Annotated in this window: 15 protein-coding genes; 7 read left to right on the top strand and 8 right to left on the bottom strand. The window is 71.4% G+C overall.

The features are described from left to right. On the top strand, positions 1-582 hold a 582-nt coding region (locus JWN97_RS07810), incomplete at its 5' end, for an ATP-binding domain-containing protein (protein WP_297620980.1). Between the two features lie 36 nt (positions 583-618). Continuing rightward, a complete protein-coding gene (locus tag JWN97_RS07805; RefSeq protein ID WP_297620977.1) occupies positions 619-1,224 on the top strand; it encodes an ACT domain-containing protein in 606 nt (201 codons plus the stop codon). A 264-nt stretch (positions 1,225-1,488) separates the two neighbouring features. Here the strand turns inward: JWN97_RS07805 and JWN97_RS07800 are convergent, their stop codons facing one another. Together JWN97_RS07800 and JWN97_RS07795 are read right to left on the bottom strand one after the other, a co-directional pair. Then, positions 1,489-2,805: an MFS transporter gene (locus JWN97_RS07800; RefSeq protein WP_297620974.1), complete on the bottom strand. Its 1,317-nt coding sequence runs from the start codon at positions 2,803-2,805 to the stop codon at positions 1,489-1,491. Between the two features lie 32 nt (positions 2,806-2,837). Beyond that, positions 2,838-3,275: a nitroreductase family deazaflavin-dependent oxidoreductase gene (locus JWN97_RS07795; RefSeq protein WP_297620971.1), complete on the bottom strand. Its 438-nt coding sequence runs from the start codon at positions 3,273-3,275 to the stop codon at positions 2,838-2,840. Between the two features lie 60 nt (positions 3,276-3,335). Here JWN97_RS07795 and JWN97_RS07790 point away from each other — a divergent pair, with 60 nt between their 5' ends. From JWN97_RS07790 to JWN97_RS07780, 3 genes are read left to right on the top strand one after another with little or no spacing between them, the layout of a single operon-like run. Continuing rightward, positions 3,336-4,271, top strand: a complete 936-nt coding sequence (locus JWN97_RS07790) for a 1,4-dihydroxy-2-naphthoyl-CoA synthase (RefSeq protein WP_297620968.1) — start codon at positions 3,336-3,338, stop codon at positions 4,269-4,271. Between the two features lie 18 nt (positions 4,272-4,289). Beyond that, a complete protein-coding gene (locus tag JWN97_RS07785; RefSeq protein ID WP_297620965.1) occupies positions 4,290-5,456 on the top strand; it encodes a sterol desaturase family protein in 1,167 nt (388 codons plus the stop codon). A gap of 37 nt (positions 5,457-5,493) precedes the next feature. After that, the gene (locus tag JWN97_RS07780; protein WP_297620962.1) at positions 5,494-6,186 is read left to right on the top strand and encodes an NAD-dependent deacylase; all 693 of its coding nucleotides are present in this window, start codon (positions 5,494-5,496) and stop codon (positions 6,184-6,186) included. Here JWN97_RS07780 and JWN97_RS07775 read toward each other — a convergent pair. The 3 genes from JWN97_RS07775 to JWN97_RS07765 all read right to left on the bottom strand — a co-directional run bounded on the left by JWN97_RS07775 (position 6,183) and on the right by JWN97_RS07765 (position 10,704). Next, on the bottom strand, positions 6,183-7,973 hold the full coding sequence (locus JWN97_RS07775; protein WP_297620959.1) for a GAF domain-containing sensor histidine kinase: 1,791 nt from the start codon (positions 7,971-7,973) through the stop codon (positions 6,183-6,185). The two genes, JWN97_RS07780 and JWN97_RS07775, sit on opposite strands and share 4 nt — an antisense overlap. 99 nt (positions 7,974-8,072) lie before the next feature. Further along, on the bottom strand, positions 8,073-8,924 hold the full coding sequence (locus JWN97_RS07770) for a M15 family metallopeptidase (protein WP_297620956.1): 852 nt from the start codon (positions 8,922-8,924) through the stop codon (positions 8,073-8,075). 4 nt (positions 8,925-8,928) lie between these two features. Beyond that, positions 8,929-10,704, bottom strand: a complete 1,776-nt coding sequence (locus JWN97_RS07765) for an ATP-binding protein (RefSeq protein WP_297620953.1) — start codon at positions 10,702-10,704, stop codon at positions 8,929-8,931. A gap of 118 nt (positions 10,705-10,822) precedes the next feature. On the opposite strand from JWN97_RS07765, the gene JWN97_RS07760 reads away from it, so the two are divergent. Together JWN97_RS07760 and JWN97_RS07755 are read left to right on the top strand one after the other, a co-directional pair. After that, positions 10,823-11,968, top strand: coding sequence for an acyl-CoA dehydrogenase family protein (locus JWN97_RS07760; RefSeq protein ID WP_297620950.1), 1,146 nt, complete (start codon positions 10,823-10,825; stop codon positions 11,966-11,968). Positions 11,969-12,031: 63 nt separating this feature from the next. Further along, positions 12,032-12,766: a VIT family protein gene (locus JWN97_RS07755; RefSeq protein WP_297620946.1), complete on the top strand. Its 735-nt coding sequence runs from the start codon at positions 12,032-12,034 to the stop codon at positions 12,764-12,766. Positions 12,767-12,772: 6 nt separating this feature from the next. Here JWN97_RS07755 and pntB read toward each other — a convergent pair whose 3' ends face one another. The 3 genes from pntB to JWN97_RS07740 form a co-directional block, all read right to left on the bottom strand. Next, positions 12,773-14,215, bottom strand: coding sequence for a Re/Si-specific NAD(P)(+) transhydrogenase subunit beta (gene pntB / locus JWN97_RS07750; RefSeq protein ID WP_297620943.1), 1,443 nt, complete (start codon positions 14,213-14,215; stop codon positions 12,773-12,775). A 4-nt stretch (positions 14,216-14,219) separates the two neighbouring features. After that, positions 14,220-15,749, bottom strand: coding sequence for a Re/Si-specific NAD(P)(+) transhydrogenase subunit alpha (locus JWN97_RS07745; protein WP_297620940.1), 1,530 nt, complete (start codon positions 15,747-15,749; stop codon positions 14,220-14,222). Positions 15,750-16,265: 516 nt separating this feature from the next. After that, the coding region (locus JWN97_RS07740) for an HNH endonuclease signature motif containing protein (RefSeq protein WP_297620937.1) at positions 16,266-16,977 on the bottom strand (712 nt) is incomplete at its 5' end.

Raw genomic sequence — 16,977 nt, 5'->3', positions numbered from 1 at the left:
GTGCTCCCGCACGCGCTCGCCGTGCACGACGCCGCTGCTGCAGGCGACGCCCCGCGCGCGCTGGCGGCGCTCGACCGCCACCGGCTGCTGTGCGCGCACCGTGACGGCCCCTTCGGCGTACGCCACTGGAACCGGCGCATCGAGCAGTGGTTCACCTCCGAGACGGGGGTGTCGGTGCTCGACCCCGCCTATGCCGGGCGGCCGATCCTGGTGTCGTCCAACGACTACTCGCTCGGCGTCTACAACGGCGACACCGGCGTCGTCGTCGCGAGCGCGACCGGGCCGCGCGCCGCGATCGGCACGGGCGTCGGGTTCCTCGAGCTCGCGCCGTCGCGCCTCGGCGACGTGGAGACCATGCACGCGATGACCATCCACAAGTCCCAGGGCAGCCAGGCCGACGAGATCACCGTCCTGCTGCCCGACGAGGACTCCCGCCTGCTGACCCGCGAGCTCTTCTACACCGCCGTGACCCGCGCCCAGCGCAAGGTGCGGGTGATCGGGTCGGAGTCGGCGGTGCGCGCCGCCATCGCCCGAAAGGCCCTGCGCGCGAGCGGGCTGCGTGCCCGGCTGGCGGATGGCTGAAACGTCCGCGACACACGCGCGGGATAGCCTCACAGAGTGCCCTACCTGATGCGCGTCGAGCTGCCCGATGTCCCGGGATCGCTGGGTCGCGTCGCCAGCGCGATCGGTGAGGCCGGGGGCGACATCGAGGCGATCGAGATCGTCGAGAAGCGCGACGGGTTCGCAGTCGACGACGTGCTCCTCGAGATCCCCGCCGGCACCATGCCCGACTCCATCATCTCCGCGTGCTCGGTGCTCGACGGGGTGAGCGTGCTGTGGATCAGCCGCTACGCCGCCGGCGGCAACCTCTTCCTCGACCTCGAGGTCGTCGAGTCGCTGACCCAGGACCCGCGCACCGCCCGCGACCGCCTCGTCGACCTGCTCCCGATCGCCTTCCGCGTCGACTGGGCGGCCCGGGTCAGGCGTGGCGACGACGGGCTGAGGGTCGTGCACGCGACCGACGCCGCGCCCACGACGTTCGACCTGGGCGAGATCACGGTCCCGACGCGCCTGCCCGGCGACGAGACGTACGTCGAGCTGGCGGCACCCTTCGGCGACGACGTGATGCTCCTGGGTCGCCGCGGCGGCCCGGAGTTCCTCGACTCCGAGCTCGCCCGGCTCGAGCACCTGCTCGGGCTCGCGGTCACGATCAGCAGCCACTGAGCCTCCGCGCCGCCCGCCCGTCTCTCGGGCGGTGGTCCACCCACATTCGACAGCCGCGGAACGTGGCTCCACCACCGCCACCGGCGCGCCGTCGTACGACACACCCGCGGGCGGTGGTCCACCCACACTTGCGGGCTGCAGAACGTGGCTCCACCACCGCTCGCCGGCGGGCCGTCGTACGACACACCCGCCGGCGGTGGTCCACCTACACTTGCGGGCCGGAGAACGTGGCTCCACCACCGCTCGTACGGCGGCGTTCTCGCCTCAGGCGACGGACTTGATCCGCGTGACGAAGACCGACCCGAGGACGCACATCACGAAGCCGACGGCGTAGACGACGCCGTAGCCCACCGACCACGACTCGCCGTTGGTGGCCACCGAGCCACCCGCGGCGCGTACGACGACGAGGATCAGGCCCGCGACCGCCGGGGCGATGACCTGCGGCAGCGCGGAGGCGATGTTGATGACGCCGAGGTCCTTGGCGCGTCCTTCGGCGGCGGGGAGCACCTGGGTGATCAGGGCGAAGTCGACCGCCTGGTAGACCCCGAAGCCGGCGCCGAGGACCACCGCGGCGACCAGCGCGCCCGGCCAGTCCTGCCAGAGGCCGAGCACCAGCATGCTCGCGCCGATGAGAGCGCCGGACCAGATCACGAACACCTTGCGGCGGCCGATGCGGTCGCTCCAGTGGCCCACGACCACGGTGGTGGCCACCGTCGTGCCGCCGTAGATCAGCACCAGGACGCCGAGCCGGGCCGCGGCCTCGTCGTCGGTGAAGCCGAGGCCGTCGGTGAGGTAGTAGAAGAGGTAGTTGAGCGCGATCCAGTTGCCGAGGTTGACCAGGAACCGCGTCACCCAGGCCCAGGCGAAGTCGGGGTGCTCGGACGGCGAGACCCAGAACGACCGCAGCAGGGACTTCCAGTCCATCGGCGCGAGGTCGTGGCCGGCCGGCAGCGAGATGTCGCGCGAGCCGAGGAGGTAGGGCACCGACAGCACGAGCATCACCACCGCGATGACGACGTAGCCCTGGGCGATGGAGCCGGTCAGCTCGGCGATCTTGATGCCGAGCAGCACGCCGACGGTGCCGGCGATCGCGATCATCCCGCCGATCAGGCCTCGCCGCGCGACGGGCACCTGGTCGGGGACGGCCGCGGTGCCCCCGGCCCACGCGGCGTTGAGCGCGAGCTGGACCAGGCTCCAGGCCAGCACCATCGTGACGGCGCTGTCGGCGACCGCCAGCAGGAGCAGGCCCACCGCGCCGACGACGACGCCGCCGATCACCCACGGCACGCGGCGGCCCAGGCGAGAGCGCGTACGGTCCGAGAACGCGCCCCAGACCGGGTTGGCCAGCAGCGAGATCATCGCCCCGACGAAGAGCACGACCGAGAGCAGCAGCTCCTTGCTCAGGCCACCAGGCTCGGCGGCCGAGACGCGGTCGGCCTGCTGGGCGAGCAGCACCTGGATCGGCCCGAACCAGCCGGCCATCAGGCCGAGGTTGAGCAGCACCAGCGAGCCGATCCACCGCGCCGGCGGTGCGTCGACCGGTTCGTCGAAGGCGGAACGGGCGGTCGCCTCACTGGTCACGGCGACATTGTGGGGCCGGGAGGGCCCTCCGGTCACCGTTCGAGCAGGAACAGCGGGATCAGCCGGTCGGTCTTCTCTGCGTACGACGCGTAGGTCGGCCACGTCGCGACGGCGTGGTCCCACCAGTCCTGGCGCTCGTCGCCCTCGAGCTCGCGCACGCGGTAGACGTGCTTCTCCGCACCGTCCTGCAGCTCCACCTCGGGGTGGGCGACGAAGTTGTAGTACCACTCGGGGTTCTCCGGGGCGCCGCCCTTGGAGGCGACCGCGAGGTAGGCGCCGTCGCGCTCGACCTTCATCACGGGGTTCTTGCGGAGGTTGCCCGACTTCGCGCCGACCGAGGTGACGACCACGATCGAGTAGTCGGTGCCGGGCAGCGTGGCCGCCTTCTCACCATCGGTGGCCTCGTAGTCGGCGACCTGGTCGCGGACCCACTGGGCGGTGCTCGGGACATAGGTTCCAGTCAGTGCCATACCCGTCACAACACCACGGGCGGCGGCGATCTTCCATCCGCCCACGGATAACCTCCGACCATGAGTGCGATCGAGGGCGTCAGTGAGATCTTCGACCCCGAGGCGTGGGACGTCGTGCCCGGCTTCGAGGACCTCACCGACCTGACCTACCACCGGGCCCGCGAGCACGGCACCGTCCGCATCGCCTTCGACCGCCCCGACGTGCTCAACGCCTTCCGGCCGCACACGGTCGACGAGCTCTTGAGCACCCTCGAGCACGCCCGCATGTCCGCCGACGTCGGCTGCGTGATCCTGACCGGCAACGGCCCCAGCGCCAAGAGCGGCAAGTGGGCCTTCTGCACCGGCGGCGACCAGCGGATCCGCGGCCGGGCCGGCTACCAGTACGAGACCGACGGTCACACCGACGCAGGTGCCCAGCCCAACCCCATCGACAAGGCACGGCTCGCGCGGCTGCACATCCTCGAGTGCCAGCGGGTCATCCGCTTCATGCCGAAGGTCGTCATCTGCGTCGTCCCCGGCTGGGCCGCCGGTGGCGGGCACAGCCTGCACGTGGTCGCCGACCTCACCCTCGCCAGCCGCGAGCACGCGCGCTTCAAGCAGACCGACGCCGACGTCGGCTCCTTCGACGGCGGCTACGGCTCGGCCTACCTCGCCAAGCAGGTGGGCCAGAAGTTCGCGCGCGAGATCTTCTTCCTCGGCGACGAGTACGACGCCGAGACGATGCACCGCATGGGCGCGGTCAACCGCGTCGTCGACCACGCCGACCTCGAGCGCGAGGCTCTGGAGTGGGGCCGCAAGATCAACGGCAAGTCGCCGACCGCCCAGCGGATGCTGAAGTACTCCTTCAACCTCCTCGACGACGGGCTGGTCGGCCAGCAGCTCTTCGCCGGCGAGACCACACGCCTGGCCTACATGACCGACGAGGCGCAGGAGGGTCGCGACCAGTTCCTCGAGAAGCGCGAGCCCGACTGGTCGCCCTACCCCTGGTACTACTGAGCCCGGCATGATGACGCGGTGAAGATCGACCTGACCGTCGCGGCGATCCCGGCGTTCGTCGGCGCCATGGCCGCGGAGTACGCCTGGCAGCGTGCGCACCCCGTCGAGCCCGGCACCCGGGCCGGGGACTACCAGCTGGCCGACACGCTCGCGAGCCTCAGCATGGGCGTCGGCAGCCTCGCCGCGCCCTACGTCGCCCGACGGCTGCTCGACCCCGTCACCCCCGGCGTCGGCCGGCACGGGCGCACGCTGCTCGCGCTGGGCGCGGCCACGGCGGTGCTCACCACGGTCGGTGACGTCGTACGCCGTCGGGTGCGCGACGGACGGCTGCCGGACCCCCAGACCGTGCCGGAGGCGGTGCGCGAGGTGCAGGAGGAGCTCGCCGGGCTCCGGCAGGGTCCGGCAGCGCGACCCACACCACGGGGCGAGGCGTCGCCGCTCCTGCGACGCACCCACGGCGCGCTGGCCGTCAGCGCCGTCGCGGCGACCGGCCTGGTCGCCTCGACGACCTGGGCCGCGATGACGGGCGGCAAGGTGCTGTTCGCCCGGTCACCGCTCGACCTCGGCCGCAGCCGGTGGGCCCTCGTGGCCGCCGTCCTGGGCTGGGACTTCATCTACTACTGGAACCACCGGCTCAGCCACGAGAGCCGCTGGCTGTGGGCGGTGCACGTGGTCCACCACTCCAGCGAGCGCTACAACCTCTCGACCGCACTGCGCCAGCCCGTCGCCGAGGGCGTCACGCTCGTCGTCCCCTACGGCCTGCTCGCGCTGGCCGGGGTGCGACCGGGGCTGATCGAGCAGGCGCGCGGCGTGAACCTGATCTACCAGTTCTGGATCCACACCGAGGCGATCAGCCGGCTGGGCTGGGTGGAGAAGATCTTCAACACCCCCTCGCACCACCGCGTGCACCACGGCTCGAACCGCGACTACCTCGACCGCAACCACGGCAGCATCCTCATCCTCTGGGACCGCCTCTTCGGCACGTTCGAGGAGGAGGACGAGCCGGTCGTCTACGGCCTCACGTCCAACATCGACTCCTACAACCCCGCGCGCATCGCGACCCATGAGTGGGCCGACATCGCCGCCGACGTGGCCGCGGCCGACACGTGGCACGACCGCTGGTCGTTCCTGCTGCGTCGCCCGGGGTGGGCCTACTCGCGCCGCGCGGCGGCGGGCGTCGCCTGAGGTCGCTGGTCGTCGAGCCGACTGGTAGGACTGGGGCATGCGAGTCGTGGTCCTCACCGGCGCCGGCATCTCGGCCGAGAGCGGGCTCTCCACCTTCCGCGACGCGGACGGTCTGTGGGAGGGGCACGACCCCATGCAGGTCGCCACCCCGGAGGCGTACGCCGACGACCCGGCGCTGGTGCAGAGGTTCTACGACGAGCGGCGCGCGGCCCTCGCGAGGGTCCGGCCCAACGCCGCCCACCACGCGCTCGCGCGGCTCGAGGAGGCGCTCGGCGACGACCTGCTCGTCGTGACGCAGAACGTCGACGACCTCCACGAGCGGGCGGGCTCGGCGCGGGTCCACCACATCCATGGCCGGCTCCGGTCGGCGTGGTGCACGAGCTGCGGCGCGCGGCACGAGTGGGACGGCCCGCTCGGCCACGGGCCGCCCTGTCCGGGCTGCGACGCGGCGAGCCTCCGGCCGGACATCGTCTGGTTCGGCGAGGTCCCCTACGGCATGGACGTCGTCGAGCAGGCGCTGTGGGACTGCGACCTCTTCGTCTCGATCGGCACCTCGGGCGTCGTCTACCCGGCGGCCGCGTTCGTGCACTGGGCGCGCGGCGCGACCCTCGAGCTCAACCTCGAGCCGAGCGCGGGAGCCAGCGACTTCGCCGAGTCCCGTCAGGGACCGGCCACCGAGCTGGTGCCGGCCTGGGTGGGCGAGCTCCTGGGAGACGCGCCGCCGCGCTAGTGCTGGGGGAGCCGCGGAAAGTGCAGCCGGACGTGGGTGCCTCGCCCCAACCGTGACTCGACCTCCACGGTGCCCCCGTGGCGATGCATGATCTCGCGGACGATGCCCAGGCCCAGGCCGGTGCCGGGGCGGCGGAGGGCGTCCTCGTTGGTGGAGCGGAACAGTGGCAGGAAGAGGTTGGCCCGGTCGGCCTCGGAGATGCCGATCCCCTCGTCCTTGCACCCGAAGACGACGGTCCCGTCGTCGCGGTGCTCGAGGCCGACCCAGATCTCGTGGCCGCTGTCGGAGTACTTCACGGCGTTGTCGACGAGGTTGGTCACGGCGCTGGCGATCTCCCGCGGATCGGCGAAGACGATCGCCTCGCGGGTGTCGCCGACGAGGTGGAGGGTGACCCCGGCCTTGTCAGCGACGGCCGTCATCGACCCCAGGGTCTCCTCCACGATGGGGAGCAGGTCGATGCGCTTCATGCTCGGCGGGTGCTGCGGGTCGCTGACCCGCGACAGCATCGCCAGTCCCTCGAGCAGGTCGCCGAGCCGTTCGGTGCCGCGCAGGATCGCCTGGGCGCGGCGGCGGTCGCGCTCGTCCGCGATCTCGCTGGTGGACAGGAACTCGGCGTTGGCGGCGATCACCGTCATCGGGTTGTTGATCTCGTGGGTGAGCTCGCGGAGGAACCGGTGCCGCGCCTCCTCGAGCTCGCGCAGCTCCTCCAGCAGCCGTCGCTCGCGCTGGGTGGCGTGGGCGTTGGCGATGGCCCGGCCGAGGTCGTGCCCGAGCTCGAGCGCCGCGACCCCCTCACCGTCGGTCCAGCGACGCGAGCCCGTCCGGCGCGCGGCCATGAGCATGCCGAGCACCTCGTCCTCCACGCCCACCGGCGCCACCACGACGGCCTCGAAGCCCGCGGCGAGCAGCGCCTGTCCGAACCAGTCCGAGTGGGCGGCGTCGAGCCGGGCGTCCCCCCAGATGTGGTCGGGCTCGATGATCAGGACGCGTTGGGCGGCCCATGCCCGGGCGGCAGCGGCGTCGAGGGCCTGGCGGACCTCCGGCGCCATGTCCAGGCCCAGGCTGTCGTGGGTCTCGTCGCCGTGGTCGAGGAAGATGTGGATCTCCAGCTCGTCGACGGACAGCGCCCCGAGCAGGGTCGTACGCGCCTCCCGCAGGAGGTGGCCGACGTCGTGGCGGGCCGGGTTGGACCGCGCGAGGCGACGCACGGCGCGGATGACCCGCATGTGGTCGGCGTACTCCTCCCGCTCGATGAGGGTGACGACGGAGAGCAGCGTCAGGGTGAGCTCGTCAGAGATCTCCAGCAGGCGCTCCTTGTCCGGGCGCTGGAGGTCGGTCGGGACATCGAGGTAGAGCAGCGCGCGGAGGTCGCCGCGCTCGTCGGCGATCCGCGCGACGAGCATGTCCATCGCGCGCCAGCCCCCCTCGACGGGCGGCGCGGGGAGGTCGGGGATGACCAGGTCGGCGAGCAGGAGGTCACGCAGCGAGTCGGTGAAGTTCTCCTCGGGGACCCAGACGAAGTAGCCGAACGACTCGCCCGCGTCGAAGACGAGCTGCATGTCGGACAGCCGGGAGGCCGTGCCGAGCCGATCCTCGGCACTGGTGGTGTCGCCGTAGATCGCGACGAACTCCAGCAGCCCCTTGGGGCGTACCACCTCGATGGCGCACACGCTGAAGCCGGCGCGGGTGGCGGCATCGCGCGCCAGGGCGTGCATCAACGCCCGAGCACGGGCATTGCCCCAGCTCAGGTCGCGCGTGCGGCGCTCCGCCGACCGCCCCTGGTCCATGGCGCTCGTCCTCCCAACCTGGAGGGATCGTAGGCGCGGGACCCGACCTCCGGAAGTTTTTCCCCAGGTCTTGGCCGAGGGCGGTGGACGAACTGCCGGCTACAGCCCGTTCCGGCTGAAGTGCATGTAGTCCTTCGAGTAGCGCCAGGAGCCGCCCCACTCCCAGCCGATCCGGGCGAACGCGCGCACGACGGGTCCGTCGGGCGTGACCATCCCGGGGCGCAGGCGGGAGCGGTCCAGGTAGGCCGAGGCCAGCTCGGGCAGCACGACCGGTCCCTTGGCATAGGGGTTCTGGAACGAGTTGAGGTCGAGGGCCAGGCCGTAGGCGTGCTGGGAGAAGTAGGTCGCCCCGGTGGAGGGACGGCAGACGAAGGCACCGGTGCCGTTGCCGTCCCCGGTGCTCGGTGCGTCGGGGTCGTAGGCGCGCTCGATCCCGACCTGCTCCTGCGGGAAGCGCGCGCGGTAGAGGACGCCGAAGACCTGCACGATGTCGGCGGCCGCCGAGCGGTGGACCAGCAGCTCCCCTGTGTGGCGCCGACCGTCGAAGCCCCAGAAGGTGAGGCGCACCCACGCCAGGTCGGTCGCGGCAACGGGACAGCCCGGCTCCCAGCTCGACCGTCGGACCACGTGGCGCGGGGCCGGCGAGACGACCGAGCTGGCATAGCCACGTCCCGGGAGCATGCGTACGTCGTCGGGCAGGGTCCAGCGCCGCTCCCGCATGACGGGCGGCGTCGGGCGCACCTCGCCGTAGCCGGTGCCCGGGTCCTCGGGCAGCACGCGGGTGCCCAGCCAGGGCGGCGGGACGCTGCCGAAGCCGACGGCCGCCGCGGGCTGCGTGCCGTCCACCCGGGGCACCGCGACGCGTACGTCGTCGGGCGCGACCTGCACGGGCACCGCGGTGACCGTCAGGACCACCTGGAGCAGCGCAGCGAGCAACCCGGAGAGCGACACCCGGTCAACGTACGTCGGCGCCGGGGCTCAGCGGGAGCCACACGGTGAAGGTGGTGCCCACGCCGAGCTCCGAGCGGACCTCGACGGTGCCGTCGTGCCGCTTGACCACCCGCTCCGTGATGGCCAGCCCCAGGCCGGTGCCGGGCCGCTGGCGGGTCTCGATCCGGCTGGAGCGGAAGAAGGGGGTGAAGAGGTGGTCGAGGTCGGAGGGGTCGATGCCGATCCCGGTGTCCTCGCACGTCAGGCGGATGCCGTCCCTCGCCCCGACCCTCGCCGGCTCCAGGGAGACGCTCACCCGGCCGTCGGCGGGGGTGTACTTGATGGCGTTGGACACCAGGTTGGCGACCATCCGCTGCAGGCCGGACTCCTCCCCCGTGATGACCAGGTCGTCCACGATGCTGGTCTCGAGGGCCACGTCCGAGCTCGTCGCGACCGCCTCGAGGAAGTCGCACGCCTCGCGGGCCACCGACGAGAGGTCGACCGGCGCGAGCGGGAGGGCGCTGTCCGCGTCGCTCACGGTGGCGAGGGCCATCAGGTCCTCGATCATGGTCTCGATCCGCTGGGCCGACCGGTCGATGGCGGCGCGCGACTCGTCGGCCTGCGCATGGGCCGGGTCCTCGGCGAGCAGCTCGAGGTGCATCCGCAGGACGCTGACGGGGGTGCGCAGCTCGTGGGCCAGCGTGTTGACCATGTCGCGGCGGTGGTCGACCAGGTCGCGGAGCTGGGCGTTGAGGGTGCGTTCGCGCTCCATCAGCCGCGAGTCGAGGATCATGCTCGCCAGGTCGCTGGCCACCGCGTCCACGGCGTTGATCTCGGAGTCGATCCAGCGCCCGCCACCCGGCTTGCGTCCCAGACCCATGGTGCCCAGGTATTCGTCGCCCATCCCGATCGGCACGAGCAGCCACGACCCGAGGCCGCGACGGTGCATGAGCCGGCTCAGGACCTCGGGCGTGGGGACCGCGTGCTGCGCGACGACGCCCCACGTCTGGGTCGGTTCGACGACGAGGTGGCCACGCTTGAGCCACACGCGGCGCATCTGGTCCTCGAGCGTGGCGGCGTGGGGCTCGAGGTCGGGGGCCTCGTGGCCCGCGAGGAGGACGTGCACGGAGTCCACGGCCATGACCGCGAGCATGGCGTCCGACATCTGTGCGAAAAAGTCGTTCACGCCCATTCCGGGGCGGACGCTGTGCAGGGCCGTGCGGGCCTGCGTGAGCATCCGGACCTGCTCGCCGTAGAGCTCGCGCTCGACGATGCTGACCACCGCTTCGTACATCACGTGGACCTCGGCGTTGATCGCCGCGATCGTGGCGGCCGTCGGGCGCAGGCCCGACAGCGGCTCGTCGAGGTAGAGCAGGGCCCGCAGCTCGCCGGCGTCGCTCTTCAGGAGGCGCACCAGCTGGTCGTCCGGGTGCCAGGCGTCGGGCTCCTCGCTCCGGGGCCGGTCGGGGATGTGCCCGTACTCCGCGATCCAGGCGCGGTCGTCGTCCTCGAGCCTCTCGCCGGGGGTGTGGATCCACCCCTCGACGGACGTGCCGAGCGCAAGCAGCCGGTCGAGCATCAGGGGCGAGGCGCGTCCCAGCAGCTCGGCGCTGGCGGCGGGGTTGCCCGCGATGGCGACGAACTCCAGGAAGCCGTCGGAGCGCAGGGCCTCGATCGCGGACACGCGATAGCCCGATCGCCGCGCGACGTCCTCCGCGATGGCGTGCAGGACCGCGCGCTGGGCCTCATTGCCCCACGCCTGTCCACGCGGACGCGTCCACGTCCTGATGTCGTCCTGCACTACTGATCCCCCTGCGGCAACGACCGGCCGAGGCGAGGGTACGCCCGACCGGGGGGCTCCGGGAGCCACTTCGAGAGGATTGGCCGTACCCAGGTGACCCGCGGGTAACATAGCGGCCATGAAGCGTGAGATCTACGACGAGGACCACGAGGCCTTCCGCGCCTCCGTCAAGCAGTTCCTGGACCGTGAGGTCACCCCGCACCTGGAGACGTACGCCGACCACCACGGCCTCGACCGCGCCTTCTGGCTCGCGGCGGGCAAGCAGGGCTTCCTCGGCCTGGAGATCCCCGACGAGTTCGGCGGCTCCGAGGCCGGCGACTACCGCTTCAACGCGGTGCTGACCGAGGAGCTCGCCAAGGTCAACATGACCCTGCCGAGCTGCGTCGGCATCCACGCCGACATCACCGTCCCCTACCTCGTGCACCTCACCGACGACGAGCAGCGCGCGCGCTGGCTGCCCGGGTGCGCGTCCGGGGAGATCCTCACGGCGATCGGCATGACCGAGCCAGGCGGCGGCTCCGACCTGGCCAACCTCAAGACAACGGCCGTCCGCGACGGTGACGACTGGATCCTCAACGGCTCCAAGACCTTCATCACCAACGGCGGCTCCGCCGACCTCGTGCTCGTCGCGGCCCGCACCAGCCCGGAGAAGAAGGCCAAGGGCATCTCGCTCTTCGCGGTCGACACCACGCTGGACGGCTTCAGCGTCGGTCGGGTGCTCGACAAGGTCGGGCAGGACGAGTCCGACACCGCCGAGCTCGCCTTCGACAACGTCCGCGTGTCCGGCGCCGACCTCGTCGGCCCCCTCGACACCGGCTTCATCTCGATGATGCAGTTCCTGCCGCAGGAGCGCCTCGGCTCGGCCATCACCAACCTGGCCCACGCCAAGCAGATCCTCGAGGAGACGGTCCAGTACGCCAAGGACCGCCAGGCCTTCGGGCAGCCCATCGGGTCCTTCCAGAACACCCAGTTCCTGCTGGCCGACCTGGTCACCCGGGTCGACGTCACCCAGGCCTTCGTCGACCAGTGCGTCATCGCGCACACCAAGAAGGAGCTGACCCCGGTCGACGCGGCGAAGGCGAAGTGGTGGACCTCCCAGGTCCAGAACGACGTGCTCGACCACTGCGTCCAGGTCCACGGCGGCTACGGCTTCATGAACGAGTACCGGGTCGCCCGCGCCTGGCGCGACGCCCGCGTCACCAAGATCTGGGCCGGATCCAACGAGATCATGAAGATGCTGATCGGGCGCGACCTGGGGCTCTAGGCCCCACCCCAGCACAGCCTCACCTTCGTTGCACGGCGTACGACGCGGGGCGAGGATCAGGGGGTGAGCCTCGAGATCGGCACCGACGAAGATCCCCAGCACTTCCACGACGCCATGGGTGAGCACGTCGGCACGCGCCTGAACTGGTTGCGCGCGGCGGTGCTGGGAGCCAACGACGGCATCGTCTCGACGGCCGGCGTCGTGATGGGCGTGGCCGGCGCCACCTCCGACAGCACCGCGATCGTGATCGCCGGCATCGCGGCCCTGACGGCCGGTGCGCTGAGCATGGGGACCGGTGAGTTCGTGTCCGTCAGCACCCAGCGGGACTCCGAGAAGTCGCTCCTCGTCCTCGAGGCGCGCGAGCTCGACCAGATGCCGGAGACCGAGCAGCGCGAGCTGGCCAAGATGTACGTCGACAAGGGCCTCTCGCCGGAGACCGCCGAGCGGGTGGCGGCCGAGCTCACCGCGAACGACGCCCTGCGCGCCCACGCCGACATCGAGTTCGGCATCGACCCCGACAACCTGACCAACCCCTGGCACGCCGCCTGGGCGTCGATGGTCGCCTTCACGGTCGGCGCCCTGCTGCCGCTGCTGGTCGTCGCCTTCGTCCCCGCCGGCGTGCGGATCCCCGTCACGGTGCTGAGTGTCGTGGCGGCCCTCGCGCTGACCGGGTTCGTCAGCGCCCGCATCGGCTACAGCCCCCGGCTGCCCGCCGTCCTCCGCAACGTCTCGGGCGGCCTGCTCGCGATGGGCATCACCTACGCCATCGGCATGGTCGCCGGGGTGCAGCTCGGCTGACCCCGGTCAGCCGAGGGCAGCGACGATCTCGTTGACCTTGTCCTTGGCGTCACCGAACAGCATCTGCGTGTTCTCCTTGAAGAACAGCGGGTTCTGCACGCCGGCGTAGCCCGTGGCCATCGAGCGCTTGAAGACGATGACGTCCTTGGCCTTCCAGACCTCGACGACCGGCATCCCGGCGATCGGTGAGCTCGGCTCCTCCAGGGCGGCGGGGTTGACCGTGTCGTTGGCGCCGATCACGAGCACGACGTCGGTGTCGGGGAGGTCGTCGTTGATCTCGTCCATCTCGAGCACGATGTCGTACGGCACCTTGGCCTCGGCCAGCAGCACGTTCATGTGGCCGGGCAGGCGGCCGGCGACGGGGTGGATGCCGAACCGGACGTCGACGCCCTTCGCGCGCAGCTTGCGGGTCAGCTCGGCCACGGGGTACTGCGCCTGGGCGACGGCCATGCCGTAGCCGGGGGTGATGACGACCGACCCCGCGTCGGCGAGCAGCTCGGCGACGTCGCCGGCCTGGATCTCGCGGTGCTCGCCGTAGTCGCGGTCTCCCTCTGACCCACTGGCCAGGCTGCCGTCGGAGCCGAAGCCGCCGGCGATGACGCTGATGAAGGAGCGGTTCATCGCCCGGCACATGATGTAGCTGAGGATCGCACCGGAGGAGCCGACGAGCGCTCCGGTGATGATGAGCAGGTCGTTGCCGAGCATGAAGCCGGCCGCGGCCGCCGCCCAGCCGCTGTAGCTGTTGAGCATCGACACGACGACCGGCATGTCGCCGCCACCGATCGCGGCGACGAGGTGGAAGCCGAGCACCAGGGCGAGGACGGTCATCAGCGCCAGCGGGGCCATGCCGACCCAGCCGTCGGCGAGCATGAACCACACCATCAGCACGGCGGAGACGACGAGGATGCCCAGGTTGAGCTGGTGGCGCCCCGGCAGCGTCAGCGGGGACGACTTCATCCGCGCGCTGAGCTTGAGGTTGGCCACGATGGAGCCGGTGAAGGTCACGGCGCCGATGAAGACCCCGAGGAAGACCTCGGCGTTGTGCACCGAGTCCGAGCCGCCGGCTCCCCCTGAGAGGTCCGCCACCTCGATGTAGGTGTTGTAGCCGACGAGCACCGCCGCGAGGCCGACGAAGCTGTGCATCATCGCGATCAGCTCGGGCATGCCGGTCATCTCGACGGTCGACGCGAGGCGGATGCCGATCATGGCGCCCACCGTCATCGCGACCAGGATGATCACCAGGCCGACCCAGATCGAGGACCTGTCGGCGATGAGGTCGTCGTTGAGGTAGTCGAGGACGAGCAGGAGCGTGGAGACCAGCGCCAGCGCCATGCCGGCCATGCCGAACTGGTTGCCGCGCCGGGCCGTCTCGTGCTTGCTCAGGCCGGCGAGCGCGAGGATGAAGAGGAGCGCGGAGAGGATGTAGGCGCCCGTCACGAAGGAAGCCACGTGCTCAGCCCTTCTGGAACATGTTGAGCATCCGCCGGGTGACGAGGAAGCCACCGAAGACGTTGATGCTGGCGAGCAGGATGGCCACTGCGGCGATGATCTGGACCGCGAGGTTGTCGACGGGCGCCTGGAGGACCGCGCCGACGACGATGATCCCGCTGATCGCGTTGGTGACGCTCATGAGCGGCGTGTGCAGGGCGTGGTGGACGTTGCCGATGACGTAGAAGCCGATGACCACGGCGAGCACGAAGACCGTCAGGCTCGGCAGGAAGCTCGCGGGCGCGAGCGTGGCGAGCGCGAGGAAGACCACGGCGGCCAGCCCGGCGGCGTACATCCGGCGGCGCGGGTCCACCTCCTTCGGCGGCGCCTGCTCGACCGGCAGCACCGCGGTGGCCTGCGCCGGCGCGGCGGAGACCTGCACGGGCGGCGGCGGCCACATCGTCGCCCCGTCGCGCGTCACGGTGATGCCGCGCTGGATGACGTCGTCCATGTCGAGGGTGAGCCGGCCGTCCTTCTCGGGGGTCAGCAGCTTGAGCAGGTTGACGATGTTGGTGCCGTAGAGCTGGCTGGTCTGCGCGGCGAGCCGACCGGCGAGGTCGGTGTAGCCGAGGACCGTGACGCCGTTGGCGGTCACGACCCGCTCGTCCTTGACGGTGGCGGCGACGTTGCCGCCGTTGGCGGCGGCCATGTCGACCACGACCGTGCCGGGCGCCATCGCGGCGACCGTCTCGGCGGTGATCAGCTGGGGTGCGGGGCGGCCGGGGATCAGTGCGGTGGTGATGACGATGTCGGCGGCGCGCGCCTCCTCGTCGTACATCGCAGCGGTGGCGGCCTCCTGCTCGGCGGTCATCTCCTTGGCGTAGCCGTCGGAGGAGACCTCCTGCTCCATGTCGACGGTGACGAACTGCGCGCCCATCGACTCGACCTGCTCGGCGACCTCGGGGCGTACGTCGAAGGCGCGGACGATCGCGCCCAGCGATCCGGCCGCGCCGATGGCGGCGAGTCCGGCGACACCGGCGCCGACGACGAAGACCCGCGCCGGCGGCACCTTGCCCGCGGCGGTGACCTGGCCGGTGAAGAGCCGGCCGAACTCGTGGGCGGCCTCGATCACCGCGCGGTAGCCGGCGACGTTGGCCATCGAGGACAGCACGTCCATCGACTGCGCGCGCGAGATGCGCGGCACGGCGTCCATCGCGAGGCCCGTCACGCCTGCGGCGGCGAGGCGCTCGACCAGCTCGGGGCTGCGGGCCGGTGCCAGCAGGGCGATGACCGTGGCGCCGGTGCGGAGCCGAGCGATCTCGTCGTCGGTGGGGGCGTTGACCTTCACGACGACGTCGCTGCCCCACACGTCGGCACCCGTGCCCACGGCGACACCGGCATCGGCGTACGCCGTGTCGGGCTGGTCCGCGGCGACGCCGGCCCCTGCCTCGACCACGACGTCGTAGCCGAGAGCGGCGAGCTGCGCGGCGGTCTTCGCCGTCGCTGCCACCAGCGTCTCGCCGGGTCGTGACTCACGTGGGATGCCGATGCGCACTGCTGCCTCCTGGGTGGGGGCTCGGGTCCTGGTCGGGACCAGAGCGGCGTGCGGGCCGGGGCACAAGGTATCGAACGCGGGCCGCGTGTCACCGGTGTCTCAGGTGGCGCGCGTCACGCGTCGAGGCATCCGTCCCGTCCGACGGCTCCGTCAGCTCCCGCCGGCGATCCACTGGTGGGGGGTCATCGTGTCGGCGGGCTCGGCCTGCTTCTTGGCCCCGTCGCTCGAGCTCGGCCTTGTCCCGTCGCGCGGTCGCGGCGGCCTCCCGCGCTTCCGCCAGGGCCACCTCTTTCGAGGTCACGGTCGATCGGCGACGGAAGATCCTCATGGCTCGAGGTACGGCGCTCGGCGACGTCCCGTCGCCGACATGGAGGCGCCTTGACCACGGACTCATGCCGGATCCCGGTTTCTCCTCCGATGCCCCGGCGACCTCAGCACGGGCACCTCGAGGATCGATCGAGGAGCGCTGCACACCTGTGGCCCCGCCGGATCAGTGCGGCGGGGTATGGGGCGGGGTCATGGTCGGCGGGGCTGCGGGATCCGTGGTGGGCCTGGTGGATCCAGTGCGGTGCTGCCGGACTGGTCTCGCCGGAACCGGTGGCCGTGGGGGCTGGTCCACATGAAGACGCCGGGGTCGACCATCCGGTAGTGCCAGGCGGTGTGGGTCTTGAGGCGGTGGTGGAACCGGCACAGGGCGGCCAGGTTCGCGGTGCTCGTGGGGCCGGGTTGAGGTCGGCCTTCGGCTGCGGCGGTGTGGTCGTGCTCGATGACGTGGTCGACGTCGCAGCCCCGCGCCGGCCTGCCGCACCAGGGGAAGACGCAGGTGCGGTCTCTGAGGATGACGTGCTCGCGGATCCGGTCGGGGATCGCGTACGCCGGCGTGAACCGGACGACGTTGAGGTCGATGACGGGCTTGATCGTGACCCTGGTCCGGGAGTCGCCGCACCAGGACTGAAGCTGCTCGAGCAGGACGAGCCGCTGGCCTTCCTCGAGCCGACCGGTCGACCCGAACACCGTCTGACCGCCATCGACTGAGGCAGCGGCGAAGTGGGCGTGGAGCACGACTTCCCGGGCGGCCGGGAGCCCGTCGTGGCCCTTGGCCCCGCTCTTCCCCTGGGTGAACAGGTCGAGCGCGGTCTGGGTGCGGGCCAGGTCGCCGAGCGCCTTCGCGCGACGGGCGTTGAGGGACAGCTCGGACCCGAGCGCCTTCTGTGTCGCAGCACCGTGG

Origin of the sequence: Nocardioides sp. (genome assembly GCF_025965415.1) — a bacterium.
Taxonomy (GTDB): domain Bacteria; phylum Actinomycetota; class Actinomycetes; order Propionibacteriales; family Nocardioidaceae; genus Nocardioides.
The sequence above is the reverse complement of the archived record's forward strand: the minus strand, read 5'-3'. Positions and strand labels throughout refer to the sequence as shown.